Origin of the sequence: Bifidobacterium lemurum, assembly GCF_014898175.1 — a bacterium.
In the GTDB taxonomy this organism is placed as follows: Bacteria; Actinomycetota; Actinomycetes; order Actinomycetales; family Bifidobacteriaceae; genus Bifidobacterium; species Bifidobacterium lemurum.
The window spans coordinates 516,278-543,171 of sequence record NZ_CP062948.1; the positions used below are offsets into that span (position 1 = coordinate 516,278).

The 26,894-nt window shown below is 59.4% G+C and carries 16 protein-coding genes; 8 read left to right on the forward strand and 8 right to left on the reverse strand.

The genetic code is table 11. The features are described from left to right. Nucleotides 1-502 precede the first annotated feature (502 nt). A complete protein-coding gene (locus tag BL8807_RS02040; protein ID WP_072723502.1) occupies nucleotides 503-1,831 on the forward strand; it encodes an ATP-binding protein in 1,329 nt (442 codons plus the stop codon). A 302-nt stretch (nucleotides 1,832-2,133) separates the two neighbouring features. Here the strand turns inward: BL8807_RS02040 and BL8807_RS02045 are convergent, their stop codons facing one another. Continuing rightward, nucleotides 2,134-3,714: a sugar transferase gene (locus tag BL8807_RS02045; protein ID WP_072723500.1), complete on the reverse strand. Its 1,581-nt coding sequence runs from the start codon at nucleotides 3,712-3,714 to the stop codon at nucleotides 2,134-2,136. A gap of 607 nt (nucleotides 3,715-4,321) precedes the next feature. Between BL8807_RS02045 and BL8807_RS02050 the strand changes: the two genes are divergently transcribed. Continuing rightward, entirely contained in the window at nucleotides 4,322-4,756 is a 435-nt protein-coding gene (locus BL8807_RS02050) for a hypothetical protein (RefSeq protein WP_072723499.1), read from the forward strand. Nucleotides 4,757-4,944: 188 nt separating this feature from the next. Here the strand turns inward: BL8807_RS02050 and BL8807_RS02055 are convergent, their stop codons facing one another. Then, complete coding sequence (locus BL8807_RS02055; RefSeq protein WP_143249046.1) at nucleotides 4,945-5,145, reverse strand: hypothetical protein; 201 nt, start codon at nucleotides 5,143-5,145, stop codon at nucleotides 4,945-4,947. Nucleotides 5,146-5,456: 311 nt separating this feature from the next. Here BL8807_RS02055 and BL8807_RS02060 point away from each other — a divergent pair, with 311 nt between their 5' ends. Further along, complete coding sequence (locus tag BL8807_RS02060) at nucleotides 5,457-7,118, forward strand: sugar transferase (RefSeq protein ID WP_072723498.1); 1,662 nt, start codon at nucleotides 5,457-5,459, stop codon at nucleotides 7,116-7,118. Nucleotides 7,119-7,290: 172 nt separating this feature from the next. Here BL8807_RS02060 and BL8807_RS02065 read toward each other — a convergent pair whose 3' ends face one another. After that, nucleotides 7,291-8,697: an ATP-binding protein gene (locus BL8807_RS02065; protein WP_072723497.1), complete on the reverse strand. Its 1,407-nt coding sequence runs from the start codon at nucleotides 8,695-8,697 to the stop codon at nucleotides 7,291-7,293. Nucleotides 8,698-9,487: 790 nt separating this feature from the next. Here BL8807_RS02065 and BL8807_RS02070 point away from each other — a divergent pair. From BL8807_RS02070 to BL8807_RS02085, 4 genes are all read left to right on the forward strand, one after another. Next, nucleotides 9,488-11,146 carry an MDR family MFS transporter gene (locus tag BL8807_RS02070; RefSeq protein WP_072723495.1) on the forward strand — a complete coding sequence of 553 codons (1,659 nt, stop codon included), beginning with the start codon at nucleotides 9,488-9,490 and terminating at the stop codon, nucleotides 11,144-11,146. 578 nt (nucleotides 11,147-11,724) lie between these two features. Continuing rightward, nucleotides 11,725-12,639: a hypothetical protein gene (locus tag BL8807_RS02075; protein WP_094725380.1), complete on the forward strand. Its 915-nt coding sequence runs from the start codon at nucleotides 11,725-11,727 to the stop codon at nucleotides 12,637-12,639. Between the two features lie 166 nt (nucleotides 12,640-12,805). Beyond that, entirely contained in the window at nucleotides 12,806-13,228 is a 423-nt protein-coding gene (locus BL8807_RS02080; protein WP_226847418.1) for a type II toxin-antitoxin system RelE/ParE family toxin, read from the forward strand. Continuing rightward, entirely contained in the window at nucleotides 13,203-13,607 is a 405-nt protein-coding gene (locus BL8807_RS02085; protein ID WP_226847420.1) for a HigA family addiction module antitoxin, read from the forward strand. Before BL8807_RS02080 ends, BL8807_RS02085 begins: the two co-directional genes overlap by 26 nt. A gap of 555 nt (nucleotides 13,608-14,162) precedes the next feature. Here BL8807_RS02085 and BL8807_RS02090 read toward each other — a convergent pair. Beyond that, the gene (locus tag BL8807_RS02090) at nucleotides 14,163-14,903 is read right to left on the reverse strand and encodes an HNH endonuclease family protein (RefSeq protein WP_072723492.1); all 741 of its coding nucleotides are present in this window, start codon (nucleotides 14,901-14,903) and stop codon (nucleotides 14,163-14,165) included. Nucleotides 14,904-14,938: 35 nt separating this feature from the next. Beyond that, nucleotides 14,939-15,814: an aldo/keto reductase gene (locus BL8807_RS02095; protein WP_072723490.1), complete on the reverse strand. Its 876-nt coding sequence runs from the start codon at nucleotides 15,812-15,814 to the stop codon at nucleotides 14,939-14,941. A gap of 215 nt (nucleotides 15,815-16,029) precedes the next feature. Here BL8807_RS02095 and BL8807_RS02100 point away from each other — a divergent pair, with 215 nt between their 5' ends. Then, entirely contained in the window at nucleotides 16,030-17,991 is a 1,962-nt protein-coding gene (locus BL8807_RS02100; protein WP_072723489.1) for a sugar porter family MFS transporter, read from the forward strand. 330 nt (nucleotides 17,992-18,321) lie between these two features. On the opposite strand, the gene BL8807_RS02105 is transcribed toward BL8807_RS02100, so the two are convergent. From BL8807_RS02105 to BL8807_RS02115, 3 genes are all read right to left on the reverse strand, one after another. Next, nucleotides 18,322-23,454, reverse strand: coding sequence for a glycosyl hydrolase 53 family protein (locus tag BL8807_RS02105; RefSeq protein ID WP_158217127.1), 5,133 nt, complete (start codon nucleotides 23,452-23,454; stop codon nucleotides 18,322-18,324). Between the two features lie 232 nt (nucleotides 23,455-23,686). After that, complete coding sequence (locus tag BL8807_RS02110) at nucleotides 23,687-24,742, reverse strand: LacI family DNA-binding transcriptional regulator (protein WP_072723485.1); 1,056 nt, start codon at nucleotides 24,740-24,742, stop codon at nucleotides 23,687-23,689. Nucleotides 24,743-24,775: 33 nt separating this feature from the next. Further along, complete coding sequence (locus BL8807_RS02115; RefSeq protein WP_072723483.1) at nucleotides 24,776-26,890, reverse strand: beta-galactosidase; 2,115 nt, start codon at nucleotides 26,888-26,890, stop codon at nucleotides 24,776-24,778. Nucleotides 26,891-26,894: the final 4 nt, after the last annotated feature.

The window sequence follows — 26,894 nt, forward strand, 5'->3', positions numbered from 1 at the left end:
ACAATCCCATGCCTTCGCAGGGAGGGTATCAACGCCTCGACGACGAGTCACGCGCCACAGTCGGCCCCAGGTTCATCGACCCGACCGGCATGAACGGATCGAACAACTCATCGCGTTCGCGCGGGACTCCGCCGTGCCCATCCGACGCATCCATAACATCATTGAAAAGGGTATTGCGGCATGTTTTCCGCGTTACAACAGCACCCCTTCATTGATAACGACCTCTTTCCGTGAGGACGCGAAAGCGGGGACAGTCACGGCATAGTCACGTCGCCAGCCCAGTCTTTCTAGCCAAATCTAAAGCAATCTAGACCATGGACTGCATACATCTGGAGACTGCCCGTCACTCCCCTACCGCTCATCCTCAAACGGTTGGGAATCAGGCGGCCGCTGACGTAGCGTTCCTCGATGTCGCGGTCATCACCAGTGTAGAACGAAGCCGCTGAAGTGCGAAAATGCAGGAAAAGACGATTGCACAAAGTGCGGAAATGGGAATGCCATCATGTTCTCAAGAAAGATATACAACGTATTGCTTGATTGGAAAACCCAATCCAACGGCAGGACTGCGCTGCTCATCGAAGGCGCACGGCGCGTCGGCAAATCGACCGTTGCGGAAGAATTCGCCCAAAAAGAGTACCGCAGCCATATCCTCATCGATTTCGCAGAAGTACCGCGTGATGTCCGCGCGCTTTTCGATGACATCTCCGACCTCAACTATCTTTTCCTACAACTGCAGCTCCGCTACGCGACCAAGCTTTTCGAGAGAGATTCGCTCATCATCTTCGACGAGGTGCAGCTGTGCCCGCCGGCTCGGCAAGCGATTAAGAAACTCGTCAAAGATGGCCGATATGACTACATCGAAACCGGCTCACTCATCTCGATTCGCAAAAACACCCGGAACATCCTGATTCCCAGCGAAGAACAGCGAGTGCAGATGCGCCCTATGGATTACGAGGAATTCACTTGGGCTCGCGGAGACACGAGCACGATTCCGTTATTGCACGAAGCGTTTAATTCTCGAACACCATCAGGAGATCAGCTTAACCGCAAGCTCATGCGCGATTTTCGCCTATATATGCTTGTCGGAGGAATGCCTCAAGCCGTCGACGCGTATCTGCAGACCAATAACCTGATGGATGTTGATACGGTCAAGCGCACAATCATCGATTTGTACGAAAAGGACCTCCACAAGATCAGTCCTTCGGGCACATTATCCATGCTTTTCGATGCCATACCCGCGCAGCTCGCTAAGAAATCATCACGCTATCAGGTGTCGACAGTCCTTGCGAATCATCGAGCCAAAGACATCCTCGAAGAAATCGCGCAGCTTCGCGATTCAAAAACGGTGCTTGCCGCCTATCACGCAGACGATCCGAACGTGGGACTGTCATCAAACATCGGCTTGGAGAAGTTCAAACTGTATCTGGCGGACACGGGCTTGTTCGTAACGCTCGCGTTCAAAGACGCAGCCTTCACCGACAACACCATTTATACAAAGCTTTTATCCGACCAATTATCCGCGAATTTGGGAATGCTCTACGAAAATATCGTCGCGCAGGAACTCACTTCTCGTGGCAAACGGCTTTTCTACCACACCTGGCCCAAGGATGGAGCGAACCGCAATTACGAAATCGACTTCATCGTGTCTGACGGGAAGAAAATCTGCCCCGTCGAGGTCAAGTCATCAAACTACCGGACGCACGCTTCGCTGGATGCTTTCGCCGCCAAGTTCCATTCACGCATCGACAAGCAATATCTCGTGCATGCCAAGGACCTTCGCAAAGACGGAGCCATCACCTGTGTTCCCGCCTATATGGCAAGTTTCCTGTAATCGCTCACAGCCTATGTCAGACAGCGTCGAGGAGACAAGGCTCCTCGCATTGGGGTGTGTAAGCGCCTCGAAAGACTCCATTGCCCTCCCAAGCATCATAAAATCGGCATTGCTCGCATCGCCTATTGTGGGGCGTTGTCATCGTCTACGTTCCTGCCATCGCGCTCGATGCCAGTCGGAAACCCAAGTGTGTTCCAACTGGGTACAGGTAGTCGAACAAACCCACCTTATCGGACGACCTCCGGCAGAATCACGTCATACCACATCACCGGCGACGCAAATCGCAGAGGAACTCCCGCCTCTTAGTACGCGCCCTTATGCCCCAGAACCGCACCGACCGTGCGCAGCATGAGCACGATGTCGCCCAGCACGCTCCAGTTCTGCACATAGCTCACATCCAGCGACTCACTTTCCTCAGCGGAAAGGTCGGAGCGGCCGGAAACCTGCCATGGGCCGGTGATGCCCGGCTTGACGAGCATACGGGTGGCGTACAGGCGATTGTAGCGGGCGTATTCCTCAGGCAGCGGCGGGCGGGGCCCCACCACAGACATATCCCCCTTGAACACGTTGAGGAACTGCGGCAACTCGTCAATCGAGAAGCGGCGAATGAATTTGCCTACCTTGGTGATGCGCGGGTCATCCTTCATCTTGAAAATGAAGCGATCCTCCTGCCCGGTCTCCTCGGCGAGCTTCGCCTTCAGCTCGTCCGCATTGGTCACCATGGAGCGGAACTTGATCATCTGGAAAGGCTTGCCGCGCAGGCCGATACGCGTCTGCGTGTAAAACACGGGACCGCCGTCCGTCAGCTTGATGGCGATCGCCACAGGTACGGTGACAATCAGCGAACAGACAATCGCCAAAGAGCTCACCACCAGATCAAACACACGCTTGACGATGCGGTTCGCGGGCGAATACTGAGCCAGTCGCTGCGTGATGATCGTGGTGCCTTGAATCGAACGAATCGTGATCTCATGGCCGCTGGTGTCGGCGACGGAAGCCACCATCGCCACCTCAAGGCCAAGCGACTCCATACGCACGGAGAAGATGTTGTAGTTGTCGGAGTATCGCTTGAACACGTCGGAGATCATCACCGTCTGCGCATGCATGTCCACCATGCGCTCGGCCAGATGATAATCATCGTATTCCAGCACCGGTAACGCGGAACCCCAGTTGGCCGCCATCTCATCATTCAGGGTGTCGAGATTCGTCTCGCGCTCGATCCGCCCCTCTGCCTTGTTAAAACGAATCGGGCATACGGCCACCGGACGATAGTTCAGCTGCTGGCGGCGTGCCAGAAATTTCAACGTACGCCCGATGCCCTCAGGGGAACCGACCACCACGGTTCCATACGCATACTCGCCTTTGCGGCGCCCACGGGTGATGAACACACGGGAGACGGCACGAGAGAGCACGGTCAGCAGCCAAGCGGCGGCGAGCATGTAGGTCAGCGTGCTCAACCACAAGTCCAAGTTCAGCGCAAAATTCAAGGCGCACAACAGCACCCAGCACTCCACCGCGCCTTTGAACAGCAGTGTGTTGATCTGGTAGCCATCACCCATCACATGGCGGTGATAAATGCCTGACTTCTGCAGGCATAGCACGTACAACGCCGCGGCGATGCACATATACACAGTCACATTCACACGGAAGCCGAACTGGTACGACATAAAAGAATTGGGCTGCCCCAACACAAGCAGCACGGTGGCACCAGCGATGATGAACATGGCCGCGTCGACCAGCATAAGCGCCAGATTCACATAAAAACGCCAGTACAGCACATGAGACAGCTGCTGTTGCCGGATGTCGATCAGCTGTTCGACCGATCGGGGAGAATCGACACGATCATCCGCAGCCTTCCGTGTCCACTCAGCATTCACACCCATGTCTCCTCTTTTCCTCCGAGCCGCCGCCGCTTCTCCCATGCATTCGCACTTAAGCACTGCTCACATGCTTCTTTTCGAGATACAATCCCGGGATGCCTCCTCCAAGCAATTCCTTGCGCGGCATCTTCAAACGCCACCCAAAGACCTACCCCAAAAGGGGACATCACATCGGTTCAACACTATAGCCGATGGGGTTACCCCTTGTGTTAATCATCCCACCCTCACTCATCACCGCATGAATCAATGAATCACTGCGAAACCGGGGATGCATCAACGATGCGATCAGCCATCCGCGCCGCCGCATCCAATAACCCCTTCGTAAACGTGGCCCTAATTTGAGTCGACTCACTATTCGAGTTCATTCGGGAGAGACACAATGCCGCAACGATCGTTGGAACACTCACACTGAGACTTTCCGCCACCCGATTTTTTATCCAAACGGAACACACGGCGACGACAAGACATTAGCCACAGGTTTGCAAGTATTAATCTCAGTCTTTTACTCAATAGGATGTCTCTGATTCAATAAGGAAAAGACAACACATTAAATCAAATTATTGCCTTAGGTTATTATGTTGTAGACGCCGATAAATATGGAGGTATTTATATGAAAGCATTGCAGGGATTTAAAGCCGTGGAGCTCGTGGTTCCCACCGGAAAGTCGACGATGACCATCACGGATTCCGTGATCCGTTTCAACAAGGCCACCGCCGTCGAGCTCGGATATCCCGCGTATGTGAGGGTGCTGGTCAACGAGAAGGACCAGCAGATCGCCATCCAGGCGTGCACTGCCAAGGACGCGAACGCCATCAAGTTCAGCAAGAGCGACGGCAAGCAGACCGGCTCCGTGAGTATCAAGACGCCCGCCGTGCTCGAAGCGGTCGCCAAGTTCTTCACGCTGAGCAACCCCAGCGAGAATGAAATCGACCAGCGCGTGATCAACGGCGTGAACATGCCCGACAGCAAAGCCATCGTCTTCAACGTCGCAGATGCCGAAGCCAGCGTCACCAAACGTCGCGGCCGCCGCAAAGTCAGCGAATAATTACTTCAGCGGCACCAGCCTCAGGCGACTCTCGCGTCCAACCAGTTGCCGCGCAGTCCCTAACGATCGAAGCGGCCCTATTCATCGACGGGACCGCTTCGATCTACAAGCGCCTAATTCGCTCCCCAAACAGCATAAGGCGCAATGATAATTGATTCACCCTCGGCAACGAGGAAGAACACAAACCCTCAAAGCATCTCAGCGTCTTTTCCTTCAAGTATTGCAACACTGACCGCTATCAGCATCATGGCTGATGAATCAGGTGAACAAGCAGATTCTCCACGCTCGCCCGGCATCAGGCTCTCCACCCAATCCTGGGCGAAATCCATGGAAAGGATGGTCCGACACGCATCGCCCATGACAATCGCGCCTATGCGGACGACGGTCACAACAGCACCAAGCGGACCCCACCATATTCCGTGTTCCAGAGATCAGCTCCCCTTTCCGCAAAGATGCGGTTGGCAGCCACCCCTTGTGGGCGCGTCGGAATCAAAATCCGCACCCCCTTCCATAACAGAAAGAACGGGTGGTGTCAAATATCCCCAGCGGCAGCTGCAAAGATGACCAAAAACCCATGTATTAAGCGAAAAACGTCCACATTATTATTCGCGCGTCTAACATGGCTTAGTCACACTAAGGGGGTATACTCTGTATCTTGAACATAGGGAACTAGGCAAAACGAAGGAACTCTCAGACACCGATGACGCAGTCAGAGTATGGGGTGGGCCGTAGTGCGGCGTCACGCAGGCGAACCGGGGGAACAATCAACTCGCGCGAACCGGCGCCTGCCACGTTCTTCGATGGCTCGTATTTTTCGGTCAACACTAAAGGGATTCCACAACCGAACGACGAAGGCAAAGAAAGCCGCATCAAAGGTTATTCCGTGCCGCAATGGCGATACGTCTACACCGCCACGCTGGCGGTGCTCGACGCAATCATGCCGCTGCTCGCATCGGCCATGATGTTCCTGCTCAACCGGGAGACCTACGACTATCTTCTGCACAGCCACAACTATCCGATCAGCAACCTGATGGTGTTCCTGGTGCTGACGTGCCTCTCCTGGCTCGCGAGTCTCGCCGCGATGCACTGCTACGAGCGGCATCTCATGGGCGAGGGATACACGCTCTACAGCAAAATCATCAGCGCGGGATTCGCATACTTCATCATCCTGTGCACGGCGGCATACCTGTTCAAACTCGACCTTCCGCGGTCTCTGAACGTGTTCGTGCCCATACTGGCCACGTTGTTCACTCTGGTGGAACGCTGGTGCATGCGGATGGCGCTGCACCGCAACCGCAAACAAGGCGAATACAACTATCCCACCATCCTTATCGGGTCTCCCGAGGGAATCCATACCACAATCACGCGCCTACGCAAAAGCACCGGCATCGGATACAAGCCCATCGCGGTATGCCCGGTCGCTCTGGACAGCGTCGACGACGGCGGCCCAACGGCAGCACAGCATCTCGTATCGGTGCCTTTCACACCGCGGGACGAGGAAGAGGCGCGGCTGCGCGTGCTCGCCCTCAACTCGCATCTGCCGCAGACGGCGAAGCAGCTTGGCGCTTCGTCGGTGCTCATCGCCGACGTGCTGACGCGCGAGTCGGAGACCATGCGCACGCTCTCACTCGCAGTGGAATCCATGGGCATCGAACTGGCGTTCACCACCTCGGTCGCGGACCTAGGCGGATCCCTGCTGCATCTGCGCAACGACCCGACCATGCCGGTGCTCACCGCCCGGCTGCCGCAGTATTCGCAGACGACCCGCATCATCAAACGTCTGTTCGACATCGTGCTGTCGTCCTTCGCGCTGATCATCAGCTCGCCGATCATGCTGTGGGTGGCGTTCAAAGTGAAGCAGGAAGACGGCGGCCCCGTGTTCTACTCGCAGCAGCGCATTGGTATCTACGGAAAACCGTTCACCATGTACAAGTTCCGTTCCATGCGCACCGACGCGGACGAGATCAAAGCGCGGCTCGCCAAGGAGAACGGCATGGAGGACCGCTTCATCTTCAAGCTCAAGGACGATCCGCGAGTCACGAAGATCGGCAAGTTCATTCGCAAAACATCGCTGGACGAGTTCCCGCAGTTCTTCAACGTGTTCAAAGGCGATATGAGCCTGGTCGGACCACGCCCGCCGCTGCCCGAGGAAGTCGCCCGCTACGGGACGCTCTACTCCACCCGACTGCTCGTCAAACCGGGCATCACCGGCCCATGGCAGGTCTCCGGGCGAAGCGACCTCACGAAGGAGCAATCCGAATTCGCAGACGTCTCCTACATCCAGACGTGGTCCATCACCGGCGACATCGCCCTGCTGTGCAAGACGGTGATGGCGGTGCTCAGAGGCACCGGATCATACTGATCGCGGGCGGAGCGGCTATTGGCGTTTCGAAGCTTCGACGCTTTCTCGTTCGTTCATTTCAGCTTTCGGTCGGGAATCAATCCCGGCCTTTTCTTTTGCATACCTCATTAGACCTGTGTGCGTATGATACTCGTGAGTATCGTACGCACACAGGTCTAGACAGATGTGATGGCTAGCGGTAAAGGTCTTGGACTGAAAGGAACTCGACCTTGCCCGCGTATTTGCTGCGCGTCGCTTCGGAGACTTCAACCTTGCTGAAGAACATGAAATACGTGGTGTCGTAGCCGGAGATAAGTCCTTCCCGTGCCAGTAATGACTCAACGGCTTCGGTTTCGTTGAAGGTGTTTCGCCATTTGCATTCGCCCAGCAAAATCTCTTTCGATTGTCGATTCGCAAGCACCACATCAATATCCGTCTGCTCACGTTTACGCGGATCATTACCCCACCATTTGCCGAATCGAGTAGCGAGGAAAGGCATCCGCTCTCCTTCCACATTCACACGAACGAGCCACTGCATGCACAGCGTCTCAAACTGCTGCCCCACATACGTGGAAAACGCATCACCGAACGCAAGCTGACGAATCACACGCTCACCAGCCTTGTTGTCAATCGCGTCAAGCGCGGGACTCACGAACCGGTACCAGTACGCGAAAAACGGATCTTTGATGGAATACAAACCTCTGCGAGACTTCTCCGGACTCTCGCCGAACGGCACTTTGCGCTCCACCAGGCCTAGGCTCTCAAGAGTTTTCAGATACTTGCCAATCCCATGCTCTCCCACCCCGGAATGTTCTGCAATAATCTTCGGCGTAGTGCTTCCGCCCGCAATCGCCTGAAGCACGGAATAATACAAAGCCGGCTCACGCAACTCCTCACGCAACAGCATGGACGGCTCCTCACGCAGCAAGCCAAGCTGGTTGAAACATAGATTGAGCACGTTGCTCTCAAAATCAGCCTGCGGATCCAGCTGCGCCAAATAGTATGGCGTTCCGCCAAACGCAGCGTACGTATTCACCAATTCTTCCGGGGCGGCATCGGGAAGGAATTCAGCGGCGGTACGGTAATCCAATGGCTGCAACTGAATCTGGGCTGTGCGTCTGCCGTACAGCGGACTCTTGTAGCCCAACACCTCGCTTTCCATGAAGCCTTCGTTGCTGCCGGAGAGAATCATCATGATATTGGAGTCTTTGAATCCATGATCGATGGCGATCTGCAATTCTGACGGAAGATTATCATCCATCATCGCAGCGTAGGGGAACTCGTCAAACACAAAAACGAAACGATCCTCCATGTCTTGGGACTGCCGAACCACAAACGACAACGCTGCGGACCAATCCTCGAACGGAGGTAATGATTCATAGTTGAAAAACCCGGCCACAACTGTGGTGAACCGACGAAGGTTCACGATATTACTGCGTTGCAGAGCGGTGAAATACAACACTCTTTTGTCTTTGACGAATTCATCAATCAGAGCGGTCTTGCCAATACGACGACGTCCGTAAATCACCGCCATTTCGAATCGATTTCGCTTGAACATGGAGTTCAATGCATTCAATTCATCAGTGCGTCCGACAAACATGCAAGACCTTCCTTCAATCAATCATGCAAATAGCATACTTATAAGTATCCTACTCGTAAGTATGTTATTTGCATACTTACGAGTCTCTTGTATGCAAATGATCGATGCGCAGGAGTGACAGGCCATCCAAACTCCGCGAGCGCGTTATCCCGCGCGCTGTAGTCGGGAAAAATCGCACGGTGTCCAAATACGGTATGGGCTGCAACTTGCAGCATTCCGGTCGCGCGGCCATATAAAGGTGACTTCGGCCACGCAACCTATGAATGACATGTATCAAATCACAATTTGTCAAATCACGATTTGTCAAATTACGATTTGATAAATTCTCAAGTGAAACTGGACCAGCCATTACGGCCAATCCCTCCCTGCATAACGGTGCGGCACGACAGCCTATCCATCGCAACAATGCCTTTCCAGAAGCAGCGCACGAGACACGGTAGTCGGATATACACTTGAAAAGGACGAGACTGGAGCCATTGTGAGCAGACCGTTGCACGGATTAGAACTGTTGGCGTTTGCATATCCCTCAGCGTGGATGATCTGACATCAACTATCGGAACATCCATTCCAAGAACAACAAACCAGGCAACAATCCACGCAAACATCGGCCCGCACGATGGATGGGGCGAAGTCAAACGAAATCATCGGGCGAGACTAAACGGAACCGGACCGAAACCCTCGAACGGAATCGGACGGAAACCGGACGGATGGGCACAGGTGGGCGTAAAGTGTTCGCGTCGCCGCAAGCCTAGACGGGGCGCGCCGACGGCAGGAAGAAGATGCAGAACGAATGGCCGGAGCCATAAGCACAACACGCAGCAACACCGTGCTGACCCAAGAGGATTCGTATAGGAACGGACACCTTACGAAGGCCGCCTTCATCTCCATCGCCATACTTACATTCATCACCTTCGTCGGCAACTTCACGCAATTGCAGTTGAGCGCCGCCCTGCCGACCATCGTCTCCGAATTCGGCATCTCCGTGACCACCGGGCAGTGGCTCACCTCCATCTTCCAGCTCGTGATGGGCGTGATGGTGCCGCTGACCGCGTTTCTCACCCGGCGGTTCTCCACCCGCCAGATCGTCATCGCGTCCATGGCGGTGTTCACCATCGGCTCGCTGCTGGCGTGGCTTGGATCCTCCTTCGCGCTCGTGCTGTTCGGGCGACTGCTCGAAGCGGTCGGCACCGGCGTGATGTGGCCGGTCCTGCAGATCACCGTCTTCTCCATCTATCCGCTGTCGCGGCGCGGCATGGCCATGGGCACGGTCGGCATGGCCATGAGCGTGGCCCCCGCCATCGGACCGACCATCGGCGGGTGGCAGACCGATATGAACGGCTGGCGCTCCATCTTCCTGACGCTCACCATCATCGGCGGCGTCTCGCTGATCGTGGCCACGCTGTGGCTGCGCAACTTCGGCGCGAACGACAAGAACGCCAAAGCGGACTTCTTCTCCGTGGGACTGTCGATCTTCGGATTCGGCGGGCTGATGTTCGGATTCACGAACATCGAATCCTACGACGTCGCGCATCCGATGGTGTGGGCGCCCATGATCATCGGATTGGGTGGCATCGTATGGTTCGTACTGCGGCAGGTGCGTGGGGCGCGGCGCTTCAACGAGGCGGCGCGGTTCGTGGCGCGCGCCAAAATGGGCGTCGCAGTCGATGACGGCACAGGCACGGCTCCAAGCGCCGAAGCCATCGCACGGGCCAAAGCCACCCAGCCTCCCCTGCTGGATTTGGGCGTGCTGAGGAACCGGTCGTTCACCATCGGCACGCTGTGCGCGTCGCTGTCGTTCTTCGCGTTCAGCTCGATCATGGTGATCATGCCGTTGTACATTCAAGACGACCGCGGGTATTCGGCCACCATGAGCGGCCTCATCATGCTGCCCGGCGCACTCGGACAGGCCATCTCGCAGTTTCTCGGCGGCAAAACGCTCGACCGGCTCGGCGCGCGGCCGGTGGCGCTCATCGGATCGATCACCCTGCTGTTCGGAACCGCCATGATGAGCACCGTCAGCGCGGATTCGTGGATCTGGTGGGTGTCGATCTGGCAGTTCGTGCGGCAGATCGGCATGGGCTTCGTGCTGATGCCCATCACCACATGGTCGTTGAACTGCCTGGAGCCTTCGGAGGTGTCGGCCGGGTCGGCCGTGACCAATACGGCGAGGCAGATCGCGGGTGCCGTGGGCGCGCCCGTGCTGGTGATTCTTATGGAGACGTTCACCGACATGCGCCACGCGGCGTTGGGCGGCGGCGCGGAAACCTATGCGGCCGCGAACATCTTCGGCGTGCAGTGGGCGCTGCGCATCAGCGCCTTCCTGGTGTTGTGCATGGTGGTGCTCGTGCTGTTCGGAGTCAAGGGCGACGGCGCCGGTTCGACGAGAGACCTGACCCATCGCGCCTTGGCCCGCGCCCGAGCCCAACACGAAGCGCACCGCGGCAAATAACCCACGCCCCGCTCTCCTCGCTCTCCGACAGGGCGGAATTCGAGTTTGGTGTGTCCGGATTGGGAGAGAAGGCGTTTTCCCCACACCAAACTCGAGAATCAAACGTTTTACCCAAACACCTCTCCGAAGCTGGACACACCAAACTCGATATCGCCCCGCATTCGATGTCCAGAAGACCACAATGAACGGGATAAGACAAGACGAACCACGACGGATAGGTAAGCCGGAACGGCCTAGCAGCCCACGTTTTGAATGAACCGGCGTGGGGCAAATCTCAACAAGGCAACCAGATCAGACGAACGGACCGGAGAATCGAAGGAAACTGAAACGATCCCGGAACAACAAGGGTGGGAAACATCTTCGTTTCTCATGTCGAGTCGGTATGAGTCAACCACGACCAAACGGTCGATCAAACCGGAGCAAGCGATGAAACCGATTGGAACGCTCGACGAAACAACGCCTCTGAAGTTATCCACATTGAGCTGAATTGATGTGAATAAACGAAAGTTATTCCACTTATCCACCATTTCCAACAAGCGGGTTGCGATGAGCGGGTACACCCCTCTAGCGTAAGGCGCATGAACAATACGACTATGAGCGAGGGTAGCGAAGCCTTCGTGGAACGAGTGCATAACGACATCGCATACGGCGCGCTTCAAGAGGAATCACGACGTATGCAGGAGCGATGCAACCAAGCCAATCAGGAGAGGGAGAAGCCTCTCATCTACAGCCACATCACCGCTTTGGCGTTGCTTGGCGCGGAATTGCCAAAGCAGACTCGTCTCTCAACGAACGCGCTTCACGTGGCGGTAAGGAACAACAACGCCCGCTACCAGCAACAAGGCATCAAACGTCTGCGGTGGAGCAACGGCGCAGGACTTGACCAGCCTTATATCGTGGGAGATGTGCAATGCGTACCACCAGCGGTGGCGTGGGCGCAGATGGCGCAGTATCTGACGCTCAGCGAGCTTGTCGTGCTCGCGGATTCGTTGACGCGGCGGGACAAGCGTATGAAGTTGTGTGAGAGAAACGATTTTGTCATACTTTTGGCGGAATCCGGCCTGTTCTGGGGAAAGCAGAAATGCAAGAAGGCGTTGCGGCTCATGAAGGAGGATACCGACTCCTCGCAGGAGACACGGACTCGTTTGGTGTTAAGACAGCATGGACTGCCAGACATGGAGGTGAACCACGCCGTCTACGACGACGCCGGTGACCATATCTGGCTGCTGGATATGGCGTTTCCCGATCAGAAGGTTTGCATTGAATATCAGGGCGACCAACATCGCACCGACAAACACCAATATCGACAAGACAACATTAAGCAAAGGCATCTAAGAGACATGGGATGGGCCGTGATCTGCGCCACCGCAAAGGATCTGAGCAGCGCTGAGGCGAAACTTGATCTGGCACGCAGCGTCGCCAAGGCATTGCACATGCGGCTACCACCGAAATTAACCGGAGTTTGCCGATACTTGCTCGAGGAAATTATCTGACAGAGGCGGGGTTCGAGTTTGGTGTGTCCGGATTGGGAGAGAAGGCGTTTTCCCCACACCGAACTCGAGAATCAAACGTTTTACCCAGACGCCCCTTCGAAGCCGGCCACACCAAACTCGACATCAGCTCTTTCGGCGTCCGAAGAGACAAAAACCAGGAGAGGAAATGGAGACCGAAAACGGTTGGAAGACCGGAATGAGCAAAGCTCGGATTCTCCAACCTGAGACATCCTCAATCGACCAGAATAAGGCAATCAAGCCGGTTGCCACACCCAATAATTGTCAATACTTCTGTAAGGCGGTAGTATTAATGCGGTTCGCAGATAAACGACTGGAACGATTTTGGGAATCGGGAATCATCCCATCCCAATATCCGCAAGGCGTGGCACGAACGCTGATGAGAAAACTGCAGATGCTTGACGCTGCTGAGTACCCCCAAGCGTTACGGACCCCGCCTGGCAACCGTTTCGAGGAGTTATCCGGAGACCTGGCCAGCCATTACAGCGTCCGCGTCAATAGGCAATGGCGGCTGGTGTTTCGATGGGACAGGAAGGAGGCCACCGATGTTCGATTCGTCGACTACCACTGACGAGACAACGAGCGTTGTCAGTGACAACACCAAGAGCATGAGCCCCGCACATGACTCGCCGGCAAGCGCCAACGAAACAGCTGGCGTCGCCATGACGGACTTGCTCTCCACCCCGGGAGAGATTCTCGAAGAGGAGTTTCTTTCGCCACTGGGCATCTCTCATTACCGATTAGCCAAATCCATCGGCGTATCGCAGTCCGCGATCAGCGACATCATTCATGGGCGTCGCGCGATCACCGCACGCATGTCGCTGCTGCTGGGCATGGCATTGGGAACCGGACCTCATTTCTGGATGAATCTGCAATCCACGTATGACTTGAAAAAGGCCGAAGCCGAAGGCATTCCAACCATCGAACCCCTGATACGTAAAAACGCCTGACTTCGACGCAAGCCGCACCGGGGCAGACAGCCCCGATCACCCGCCCTCGGACAGGACGGGTGATCGCTGTGGCGTTGCGGAACGACTGCGAACACAACCCACTTCCCACCTCTGACAGAGGCGGGGTTCGAGTTTGGTGTGTCCGGATTGGGAGAGAAGGCGTTTTCCCCACACCAAACTCGAGAATCAAACGTTTTACCCACGCGCCTCTTCGAAGTCGGACACACCAAACTCGATATCACTGCGTGCGCAACGCCAAAAGGGTGAAGCTGACGAATAGGGACCGAACCTCACAGACGAGATCCGAACTCCATAGGCAGGATTCAGAGAACGGCGTTCGCAAGATTTGGAAAAATACGAGTTATGAGAGTTTGAGGAATAGCGGTTACGAGCACAACCGAAATTTACGAAACGGCGCGGGTGGGCGGCTCTGACGAGTTATTCTCCGCATGGAAAACGCGCGGATAGAAATGAGCAAGACAGAGCCAAACGGACACCCCTCCGGACATCGAACCGCTGGCGGACAAAGCGCTGGCTCCAATATGAGACAGCGCTTCAGGATTCGGGAACGGGCTGGCCGGGGCAGGAGTGGAGCACGGTGAGCATGGCGTCCTTCTCCTTGGAGGTCACGGTGAGCTGGTATTTGGCTTTCACGCCGATTTGGCGGGCCACGTATGAGCAGCGGTAGTCGCCGTTCGTGGGCAGCCAGTAGGCGGCGGACGCGGAGCCTTTGTCCTGGTTGGCGGTGCCGTCCACCGGCAGCAGGTTGTACGAATCGTTGCCGAAACGATACCGTTCGGCGGTGGTCCAATCGCGGGCTCCGGACTGCCACGCGTTCGCCAACGCCACCACGTGGTCGATCTGCACCAGCGCGCTCGTGTCCACACCGCGTACGAACTGGATCGTTTCGCCGGTGTAGGGGTCGTCAAGCGTGCCGGATTGCACTTTGCAACTGCCCGGATATTTATAGACCACGTCGGTCAGGTCGCGCGCCAGCACGTCCTCGCGCACGTCGCAGCCGTTGCCGTCGTCGTCGGTCTCACGGAATCCGAACAGGTCGCGGTCGTAGCCGGACGAGTCGGGTTGGTCGTCCACAACGAGTGTGGCGAGCGTGTCGGCGGCGTCTCCGGTGGCCGTGTATCCGCCGGTGATTTTGGACACGGTGGGGCTGAACATCGGCAGTCCCAGGCCGATGCCGACGCCCACCATCGCGGCGATCACCAGCAGGATCAGCACGCGCTCCAAAGGGTTCGACGCGTTGAATCGTCGCTTCCTGAAATGCGTTCTACGCGCCATCATGCCTCCACGCCCACCGCATGGCGTATCCGCCGTCACGCATAGGTGAAGGTGAGCGGGTCATGGCCGGCGCGGGTGGGTCCGTCGAGCGCGTCGATCGCGGCATGCTCGTCGGCGGTGAGCGCGAAGGAGAACAGGTCGAGGTTCTCGCGCTGGCGTTCGGCGTGCACGGACTTGGGGATGATAATCGTGCCGTTCTCCACATGCCAGCGCAGAATCACCTGCGCCGGGGAGACGCCGTGCGCTTCGGCGATGCGCTCGATCGCGCCGTCGCCGGCCGCCAGATCCGCGCCGCGCGCCATCGGGGAATACGCCTCCACCGCGATGCCATGCTCTTTGCAGAAGGCGGCCACGTCGCGCTGCTGCCATGTGGGGTGCAGTTCGATCTGGTTCACGGCGGGCCATTCGCCGGTCTCATCGTGCAGACGCTCAAGATGTTCGGGCAGGAAGTTGCATACGCCGAGCGTGCGCACGCGGCCTTCCTCACGCAGGCGCGCGAAGGCCTTCCACGTTTCGCCGCTGCGCCAGTCGAAGGGGGTGGGCCAATGCAGCATGTACATGTCCACGTAGTCGAGCCGCAGCAGGCTCAGGGAGTCGTCGAAGGCTTTAAGAGCCGAATCGTAGCCCTGCTGCGAGTCGCGCAGTTTGGTGGTGACCCATAGGCTCCGGCGGGCTTCGCCGGCGTTGTAGCCGGTGGCGGCGAGCGCGCGGCCCACGCCGGCTTCGTTGTTGTATCCGGCGGCGCCGTCGATATGCCGGTAGCCGGCTTCCAGCGCGGTTTCGATCACGGGCGCCACGCCTTCGTCGTCGATGCGCAGCACGCCGAGGCCGATCTGCGGGATCCGGTTGCCGTCGGAGAGCGCGATGGACGGGATGGCGGGGGTGGTCGCTGCGGTCTGGTCGTCGGTCATGGTTCCTCCTTCGATGCTGTGTTCAGAGTACGTCCCGCACGCGATATACGCGGCTCACATGCGACCGTCGTCCGTCCGCCGTCCGCCCGCCGTCCGGCCGTTTGCCGTCCGCTTGCCGAAAAATAAGGCAACATACGATAAGACGCCGCGTGACGAACCCGCCCGAAGCGGCTAGGATGGTCATGTTCCCCGTTGAGCGTTTGAGAGGAAGAGCGATGGCGGGAAGGTTTCAGGCGGTTTCGAAACACAGCAACCCGTTAGGCAATCGCGTGCAGCCGCGTGGCACCGGACGGTACACGTTCGGCCTGGCGCTCAGCGCCGGTCTGGCGGGCCTTCTTTATGGCTATGACACCGTGTCGATCTCCGGCGCGATCGATTTTCTGCAGCACCGCTACCATCTGTCCACCATGCTGCAAGGACTGGTGATCTCGTCGATTATGATCGGCGGCGTGGTCGGCGCGGCGATGGCGGGATTCCTGTCCGACAGGTTCGGCCGCCGCCGCATCCTGCTGGCCGGCGCGGCCTTCTTCTTCGTGGCGGCGTTGTGGAGCGCGTTCACGTTCTCGCCGTTCGACCTCATCATCGCGCGCATCGTCGGCGGCGTGGGCATCGGTCTGGCGACCGCGTTGGCCGTGACCTACATCACGGAGTCGGCCCCCACCAGCATCCGCGGAACATTGGCGTTCTCGTTCCAGCTGTTGGCCATTTGCGGCATCTTCCTGACGAATGTGATCAACTATTTCATCGCCGAGAACGGCTCCCTGTTTTGGAATGTGGAGTGGGGCTGGCGTTGGATGCTGGGCCTCGGCGCGGTGCCGGCGGCCGTGTTCTTCATCGCGATGCTGGTCGTGCCGGAATCCCCGCGTTTCCTGATCCAGCAGGGCCGCGAGGATGAGGGTTTCCAGGTGCTGGAGCATATTCTCGGCACCACGCGCGCCCGCGAGCAGGTGGAGGTCATCCACGAGTCGGTGGTGCGCGAACGCGAGCTCAACGCCTCCTTCCTCGACCTGTTCCGCCCCGGCCTGCGCAAGGCGTTGGGAATCGGCATCTTCCTGGCGATCGGCAACCAGCTCGTCGGCATGAACGCGATCTCCTACTACGGTCCGACGATGTTCAAACATCTGGGCTTCGGCGACAACACCGAGTTTTTGGCGGCCTCCTGCGTGGGCGGCGTGGAGCTGGTGTTCACCGTGATCGGCATGTATCTGATCGACGCGGTGGGGCGCAAACGCCTGATGGCGATCGGTTCGGCATTGATGGCCGTATTCGCGCTGCTGATCAGCTACGCGTATCTGATCGGCGACCAGACGCTCACGCTGGTGGCGGTGATGCTGTTCACCGCGTCGTTCGCGTTCTCGATGGGGCCGATTCCGTGGATCATGATTCCCGAATTATTCCCCACATTCCTGCGTGGACGCGCCACCGGCATCTGCACGGCGTTCCTGCTGGCCACGAATTGGGCCATCGGCCAGTTCACGCCGCTGATGTTCGAACGCTGGGGAGGCAGGGGCACGTTCTTCCTGTTCGCCATCTGCAACCTGATCTGCCTGATCGGCGTGATCACGTTGGTTCCGGAAACGATGGACCGCATGCTGGAGGATATCGAATACGATTGGCAGCCGCGCACGCCCATGGCTTCGGCCCGCATGGCGCTGGCGTCCGCCGGCGCGCAGATCCGTTGGGCGGAGATCACGCTGGCGCGTGTGGAGAACGAACGCATGCAGGCGATGGGTGTGATCGAGCAGGCCGAACGCGAGCGCGTCCGCGCGCATAAGCAGCTGTTCGAGTTGGAGAATCAGGCGGCCGCGTTGGCCAACGCCCAGGAGACCGCGCGATTGGCCGAAGAGGAGCGCTGGCACGCCGAACGTGTGGCGCATACGGTGAACGCGTCGATCGTCGAACCGAAACTGCATCACACGACCCGGCGGTCCGATGACGATTCCTCCACCATGGAGGTGGATGAGAACATGGTGGACGCCGCCACGATTTCGATCGATGTGGAACGTTTGGCCGAAGCCGAAGCGGCCTTGGAGATCCTCCGCAAGGCCAAGGAGTCGTCCATCTCGCAGGAGGCCGACGAACCGGAGCAGAGCGCGGAGGACCGCGCCCGCGAAGACCAGGCCATCGACACCGTGCTCGACTTCCTCGACAAGCTCATCGTCAATAAGAAGCAGTAGGGGTTCGCGCCATCCTGAGCGGAGGCACTTTGCTGCCTTAAGCGGCAAGGCGCAGGCCTCTGCGCCTCGTCATCCCGAGCGGAGGGCGTAGCCCGGAGTCGAAGGATCTCTGCCACTAAGAGATGCTTCGACTCCGCTACGCTCCGCTCAGCATGACGGGCGTTTGGCAATCCGCTTGGCCCAACAGGTTGGGCCGTTCGACATGACGATGGGGCCGCGGGTTTCGTAGCTCCCGCAGCCCCATGTCATATCGGACTATCCGAAATCAGGCACGGCTCGTTGTCTAGGTCGCGCACGCCCCGCTGCCGTGCCGTGTCGAACTATTCGAGATCAGGCACGGCGCCGCACGACGAACGCGACCACGGCACCGACGGCGCACAACATCACCACGGCCGCGAGCGCGGCCACGCCCGCACCGGTGACGGCGACGGACGGACCATCCGAACCACCGTCCTGCGAAGGCTCGCCGTCAGAACCCGCACCCGATTCCGACCCGTCACCATCACCAGGGCCGGGAGTCGGATCCGGCTCGGGTTCGGGCTCAGGGTCCGGAGACGGATCCGGCTCAGGTTCAGGAGCCGGATCGGGGTCTGGGCTCGGCTCGGGGTCGGGATCCGTCGTGGCCTCTTTCACGACGACCGTGTAGCTTTCCGTGATGCTGGTGTCGGCCTTGAGCGTCACCGTAACCGTAGCCGCATCCGAGGGCTTGGAGAAGTCGTACGACAGCGTGTAGTCGTCGGCCGTCAGCTCCACCGTGCCCGCGCCCGCGGCGTACACGCCGGTAACGTCAAGATCGTCGACCGCGATCTCGTCGCCCACCTGATATTCGGTTTTATGCGGGTCGACCGTGATATTGGCCAGCCGCTCGCCGGACAGGCCCGCGATGGCATCGTCGATCAGCTTCGCAACATCCGCGATGTCCTGTTCGGTGTAGGTGCTGCCGGCAAGCAGCACCTTGGCTGCCATCACCGCCTGGTCGAGCAGCGACAGGGACTCGCTGGTGTAGGCGTCGCGATCCACGTCTTGGGCGCGTTTGACGGCTTCGTCCAATGTGGTCGAGTCGGGTTTGGTGTGGCTTTCGGTTTTCTTGACCAGAGAGACCTCATCGATCGAACCCCAATCGCCGGCTCCGAACGATCCGCCGATGGAGATCTCCACGCTGCCTTCCTCTCCCACGGTGACGGTCGCCGAAGCGGAATGCCAATCGTTCCATGCGGTCAGGCCCAGTGTCGCCGTGACGGCGGCCTCGTCGGCGTCGCCTTTGCCGGAGAGCGTCAACGGATTGCTTTCGGCGTTGCCTCCGACGTACGCGCCCTCGCTTTTGGCGGTCAGCGTGTATTCGCCGGGTTCCAAACCGGAGATGGTGCGTGAGGCGGAGAACTCGAAGGCCGAACCGTACCAGAAGCACAACGCACGCTGTCCGTCGGAGGGGTTCTGCGCTTTGATGGATGCGGCGCCGGAGGTGCCGGTGATGGCCCACGCGCCATCGTTCGCCGAATCCTCGAAACTGCCGTCCGTCACACGGTTCATGGTTGCGGTGTCGACCACGGTGATGGTGGCGGTGGCCTCATGGCCGGCGGTTGTGGTGCCGGTGATGGCATAGGTCCCGGCGCCCCGGATCCAGTCGAGCGCATCGGACTGCCAGGTGACGGATTCGGTTTCATCCACCCCATCCGTATACTCGGCGGTCACCTCGGCGGGAAGCATCGCCTTGATGGCTTCGATGGAGTCCGTGTCCGCGGCGGAGATCTCCACCGGCGTGATCGAGGAGAACACGTGCTCGGTGGCAGCTCCCGTATGCAGGTAGGAGAAGATGTTCAACGAAGGCAGCGCCTTGCCGTCGAAATCGAACAGCGCCTGGTTGTCGACGCCCGTACCGCCCCAATACTTGCCGGCGTCGGCCGGATCGTATTCGCCTGCGGCTTCGGTTGCCCAGCCTGCGCCATAGGCGTTCCACAGCTCCACAAGTTCCGCGTTGCCCTTGCCTCCGGTACCGACCGGCAGCCAAGCGGGCTCCCAGTAGAACACGCCCAGACCGTCGTTTTCGCCGTCGCCGTCGTTGTCACCGACGTTGTTGACGGCTTCCGCGACGTCATGGATGGCGTCGGCCTGACCTTGCGGGCTGATGTCGTATTTCTTCAGCTCCGTGGCCGAAACCTTCTTGGGAACCGTGTTGCTGTCGTCATCACCGTCCTCCAACGTGTAGGCCCACGACGTTTCCACGACCATCACGTCCTTCTTATAGGTGGAGGCCACCTGCTTGAGCACGTTGGTCAGATTCTCGGTCGTGCCATGCCAGAACGGATAGTACGAGCTGGCGAACACGTCGTAGTCCACTTGGTTGTCGTTGAGCCACTTGGCGAAGTTGGCATAGCTGCCCACACGATCCGGATTGGTGAAATGCAGCACCACCTTGGCATCCGGAAGCGTTTCACGAACGGCGCGGGAGCCCGCGTTGAACACCTTCGACATACCGGCCCATCCCGTGACGCCCGCGATCTTCGCCGTGGTCTCGTTGCCGATCTGCACCATGCCGACGTCCACGCCGGCTTCCTTGAACTTGTTCAGGCTTTCCACCGTGTACTCGTACACGGCGTCGGCGGTCTTATCGGCGTCGCCCTCGAAGGATTCCCAGGCTTTCGGCGCCTGCTGTTTGCTGGGATCCGCCCAGAAGTCGGAGTAGTGGAAATCGACCAGCACTTTCAGCCCGGCTTCGGTGGCGCGCTTGCCCATGGTGATGGCGCGGTCCACGTCCACGTTGCCGCCGCCGTAGCCCTGCCCGTCCGCGGTGTAGGGATCGTTCCACACACGCAGACGCACGTAGTTCATGCCGCCGGCTTTCATCAGCGCGAACAGGTCTCCGGCGTTGCCGTCGGCGTCTTTGAACACGACTCCGCTTTCCTCCAGCGACAGCATCGACGAGATGTCTCCGCCGCCGATGAAGTCGTCGGAGAGGCCTTCGATTCTTTGTACGTTGATATCCGCCCGCACCGGTTCCGGATCGACCGGATCAGGATCCGGATCCGGATCGACGACCGGAGGCTGCCCGTTCTGCCGCACGGCGATCACGTAGGAGCGCTGGGCCAGACGGTTCTCCGAGGTGACGTCCACACGCAATGTTCCCGTGGTCGCGTCATAGTCGACTTCGGCGGATTGTTGCGGCTGGGAGGTGCGGACCACCACATCGGCGCCCGCGTCGAAGCTCACGTCCTGCGCGAGTTCGACGGTCGCACCACCCTCTTCCGCGGCGGCGTTCATATCCACGGCCGCGCCGGCAACGGTGATCGACTGAAGCGTCGTGCTGGATTCCGAACCGACGTATGCCGCCATAATGCGCGTGTATTCGCTTTGGGTGATCGGCAGAATCGAGCCATGCCTCTTCTTCAACGAGCCGAAATCAATATTCGCGCCCTTCGACCAAGCGGCACCGGTTCCGTCCGATAGATCGGTGGTCACGTACGGCACGTAACCCTGCTTGTTGGCGAAACGGTCGGCCATCACGCCATAGGTCGGCACGCTCTCGCCGTCGCCGCCGGCCGCCCAATCGCTCTCGTTGTACAGGAACAGCTCGCCGCCTTCCAAGCCAATGGTGGTATTGAGCATCGTCTGCGCGCCGGAACCGGCAGTGTTCTGATAGTTGTTCAACCAACCGACGAATTCCCATCCGCCTTCCGCATTGAGGTTCTCGGTCGGGCTGTCGCCTTTGGCCACGGCGTACAGGTCCTTGCTGCGTTCCATGAAAATGGTGCCGGATCCCGTTGCCCGATACCACCAGTCACCCACCTTGAGCACGGAGGAATCCAGCATGGGATTGGTGTAGTCGATCCACTTCACCGGCTTGGACGCCGTTTTGAAATCCGTTGTGGTCACGTAATACACGTTCTGGGATCGCGAGGTGATATTGCCTTCGGCGTCTTTAACCACGCCGAATTCGTCGCCGGGATCGTCGCCGACCGCGAAGAACACCACATACTGTTGGTTCTCCTCATCCCATACGGCTTCCGGTGCCCACGCGTCGCCGCCTGCCTCCGTCGCTCCGGTGGCGATATTGGTGATGTCGCTGGCCACATCCAGCGTCCACGGCTCGCTCCAGTGCACCAGATCGTCGGATTGCCAGACGATGAGTTGGGTGCTGGCGTCGTCCACGGTCCCGGACCAATTGCCGTCTCGTTCGTAGATGCTCAGATCGGTGGCCAGTAGGGTGAACGTGCCGTCGTGTCCGCGCAGAATGTAGGGGTCGCGCACGCCTTGTTCGCCGAGGTCGCTCATCAGCGCGGGATAGCCGTCTTTTTTGGTGTCGGTCCATGAGACGCCGTCCTCGCTGACCGCGAAGTAGATCTGTTCGTCGGTGGATTTCAACTCGTCGCCGGTGAAATGCGCAAACAGATACGCGCTGGTGGGTTCCTCCTCGCCCTGCGCCTTGACGGTGACGATGAACTCCTTATTCGAGGAGACCTCGCCGCTGGCGATGGTGGCGGTCAGCGTCACCGTCACATCGGCATCCTGGCGCGACACCACGGCCTTCGCCACTCCCCCATCCGTCGTCAGGGACAGCGCTTCGGAGGGCTCGACGCTCCATGTGATGGACGATCCGTTGTTGCCCGTCGAGGGAAGTTCCATATCCTCGTACAGTGCGTCAGCCACCGTCAACGCCTCTTTGTCGGCGGCGACCTTCTCCTCGTCGCTCAGCTGTGATTCGGCGAACACTTCCACGGCGTCCGCCTGCGCGACCGCGCGCACCTCATCCGCGCTGAGCGCCCTGTCGTAGATTCGCATATTGCTGACGTCACCGGTGAACAGCTTGTCGTTTTTATACGCGGATTTGGCGATGTAGTTGCTGGTGTGCGCCTTCAGGTCGGCGATGCCCACCGTGGATTCGACCGAGGCTCCCACCTGCTCACCGTCGACGTAGGCCGTCAGCGTCGAAGCGCCCTCGCTCTCGCTTGGTTCGATGGTGACGGTCACCTGCTTCCAAACGTCGGCGGTAAGCCCCAGACCGTCCACTGCCTGCTCGTCGCTCCAGTTGGTGGAGGAGATCACGGCTCTGTCTCCGTTGGCACTGACGAAGAACTGCCCTGTGGAGGCGTCGCCGTCTCCTCCCAGATTCCACAGGAAGTTGTTTCGCGATTTGGCCGTCGCGTCCGGTTTCGCCATGATGCTCACCGTCGCCGCGGTCTTCCCTTCCAACAAGCCATCCGGCAGTTTGACGTAATTGCCGCCGTCGAAGGATAGAATGCCGCGCCCCCAGATCGGGGAGCCCTCCACCGTTCCGTCGTTGCCATGGCCACTGATGTCTTTCAGCGACTGTCCTTCGCCATCGGCGAAGTCGTATGCGGCGATAAGCCCGTCCGTCGCGACCGCCGTTTCGACAGCCGCATCCTCCGCCATGGCCGGGGCAACACCCAAGCCCAGCGTCGTGACGGCAGCCGTCAGCGCCGCGAGTAGTCGTCGAGACTGAATCATTATGCTCTCCGAATCATCTGTGATTTGCGATTCTCTGGATTTGGATTCAAGGTGAGTGGACCACCCGCTCATCCAATCACAGCACCGATCATTGTGCTGAAAAATCCAGTAATTACAGTTGGTACACCTGTATACCAACACCGTAAGCATATCACGGAAATTATTTTGGTGCAACTGTGTACCACAGTTACGTCAAACAGAGCGGATGCGCCAAACGACAATGAGGCAAACGCTATCGGGTGGTGCTGCGTTCGATCACGCGTGAGGGGGTAGTGAGGCGTTCGGCGGACAACTCCTCGCCGCCGATGCGCGCGAGGATGCGCTCCACCGCGGTGGGCGCGGTCCAGTCGAGCCGCGAATCCATCGTGGTCAGAGGAATCTGCAGGTACGCCGCCTCTTCGATGTTGTCGAAACCGATCACCTGCACCTGTTCGGGAATCTCCACGCCATTGGCCTTCAATGCGGAAACCGCACCGATCGCCAGCTGGTCGTTGAACGCGACGATGCCATCGAAGGGCACTCCCGAGTCGATCAGCCGCTGCGTCACCTTCGCCCCCGAACCGATGGTCCAATCCTGCCCGGTGTTGCCCACCAGACGAGAATCCAGCGAACACCCCTCACGCAGGCACTCCTCCACCACGCCGCGCAGACGCAGCTGCGCGTTGCCTTCGATGGCCCGCAGCGCCTCGGCCTCGTCGTAATCCTCTCGCGCGCCCACCACGGCCAGCGAGCGCACGCCATGCGAGAACAGATAGCGGGTCGCCTCGCTTGCGGCCTGCACGTCGTCGGGCGTCACGTGGTCGGCCCGCCCCCATGTGGTGCGCGCGCCGACCACCACCAAGGGAAAGTTCACATCCAAATCTTCGGGATCGAGTTTTTCGACCTCGCTCATGGAGAGGATCATGCCGTCGGAGACGGTGTTGTTGAAGGATTCCAGCAGCGCGCGGGCGCCTTTCGCCGATCCTTCGGCGTAGGTGGTGACGTAGACGGAATAGTCGCGCTTGCGGGCCTCGTCGATCACCCGGTTGGCCAGTTCGGCCAGGTACGGCGGGGTGAGGCTGGGCACGGCGAGGGTGATGAAGCCGGTGTGGTCGCGGCTGAGGTTGCGGGCGGCGACATTGACCTGGTATCCCAGTTCGTCGATCACCTGCTGCACACGAAGGCGGGTTTTCTCCGCCATACGCCCGGAGCCGTTGATCACATTGGACGCGGTTTTCAACGAGACGCCGGCCTCGCGCGCCACGTCGCGAAGCGTCACGCGCCTGCCGTTGCCTCCCTGCGCTGTCATACCCTCACCTCCGGCCGCTTGATGCACTCCTTGTTAGTCTAGCCGCTGACGTGTGATCAGCACACCATTGCGCTGAAGCACACGGCCATGCGCGACGCCGGCAACCGGCGCGCAGCGGTGTTCGACCAGCGGAACGCCTGTGAATTCCGGCACGTTCACCGGCTTCTTCGGTCCGCGGTTGAGGTAGAAATCGAAGGCCACCCTGTTTCCGTTTTCGTCGACGCCGATACGTCTGGTGTGCATCAGGCGGCTGTCTGCCCGAATCGAGGCATCGCCGAACTCGGCTTCGACGAAGCGGGCGATATCCTCACGCCGCAGGTCGCAACCGACGTAATAGCCCACGCCGGCACCGTACGCATGGCGGGTGAGCGCCGGCATGCCGCCCAACTCCCAATCCTCGGCCCCCTCACCCTCATAGGTGGCGAGCACCGCGACATCGTCGGCCTCCCCATCAGCGACCGTGGCGACGCTCTGCCACAGTCGGCTGCACGCGCCGTTGGACAATCCCACCGCGGAAGCCTCGCCTTGCGCCTCATCGCCCACGATATTGAACTCCTCCGTGCGCACGCCGAGCACGTCGCGCAGCAGGCCGCCGCCCGCGCCCGGATATCCGCCCAATCCGACGCGGAAGGATTCGTCGACCAGACCGGTGGCGTATCCGACCACCACCGTGCCTCCGGATGCGGCGAACTCGGCGATGCGGCGCGCATCCGCGTCCGAAAGCACCAGCACGGTGGGCAGCACGATGATGTCGTATCCGCTCCAATCGTCGCGCAGGGGCGTCACGTCGGCGCGCAGGCCCGCATCGAGGAACGCGCGGTACCAGTCGCGCACGTCATGCCAGTGGTTGAGCTTCATCGTCGGCAGGGTCTCGCTGCGCGTGGCCCATTCGGAATCGGCGTGGAAGAGGATGGCCGCGCGCGAACGCTCCATCTCGCTCCCCTGTATTCCCGCATCGGACAGCGCCTGCAGACTCTCCCCCAGCTCGCACACCTCGCGAAACAGCGCGCTGTCGGCGCCCGCATGCGGCACCATCGCGGAATGGAAGGCCTCCGCGCCGGAACGCGACTGCCGCCATTGGAAGAAATTGATCGCATCCGCGCCGAACGCCACATGAGCCAGCGCGTCACGCACCAGCTCGCCGTGGCGCTTTCGGGCGTTCAGCGGCTTCCATTGCACACCGGAGGTGGAATGCTCCATCACATACCATGGCTTGCCTTGGGCGAGACCTCCCATCAACGCGTCCGAACAGGCGAGCTCGTCGAGATGGGACTCGCCCTCGTGGAAGTAATGGTCGTTGGAGACGAAATCCACCTCGTCGCTCCATTGCGCGTAATCCATGACGCACTGGTCGGTGGATACCATGAAATTCGTGGTGAACGGCTTGTCTGGGCAGATCGCCTCGATGGCGTCGCGTTCGGCCTTGTAGAAGTCGAGCAGCATATCGTTGCCGAAGCGCTCGAAATCGAGCTGTTGGGCGGGGTTGACCATGGAGTCGCCGCCCATGTGGCGCGGAATCAGCACTTCGCTGAAGGAGTTCACATGCTGCGACCAGAAGGCGGTGCCCCACGCGTCGTTCAGTGCCTCGACGGAACCGTAGCGGCGCTCGCACCAGTCGCGGAAGGCGGCCTGCGCGCTGTCGGAATAGTCGTGACGGTTGTTCCAGCCGTACTCGTTGCCGATATGCCAGGCGGTGACGGTGGGATTATCCCCATAGCGCTCGGCGAGCCGGCGGCACATGGCCAGCGCGTACTCTTTGAACACCGGGCTGGTGGGGCTCCACGACTGACGCGAGCCGGGATTGACCACATGGCCGAATCTGTCGCGCGGCAGCACCTCGGGATGCCGTTCGTACAGCCACATCGGCGCGCTGGCCGTGGCGGAGGCGAGGTCGACGGCGATGCCGGCCTCGCCGAGCTTGGCGATGATGCGGTCGAGCCAGTCGAAATCCCACTCGTCCTCGCGCGGCTGGATGCGGCTCCAGCTGAAGATGGCGAGCGCCACGGTGTTCACGTGGGCGCGACGCATCAGTTCGATGTCCTCATTCCACACGGATTCCGGCCATTGGTCGGGGTTGTAGTCCCCACCGTAGGCGATGCCGCCGCCGTTCGGCGTGAGCAGTCGCGGCCAACGAAATTCTCGACGCATAAGT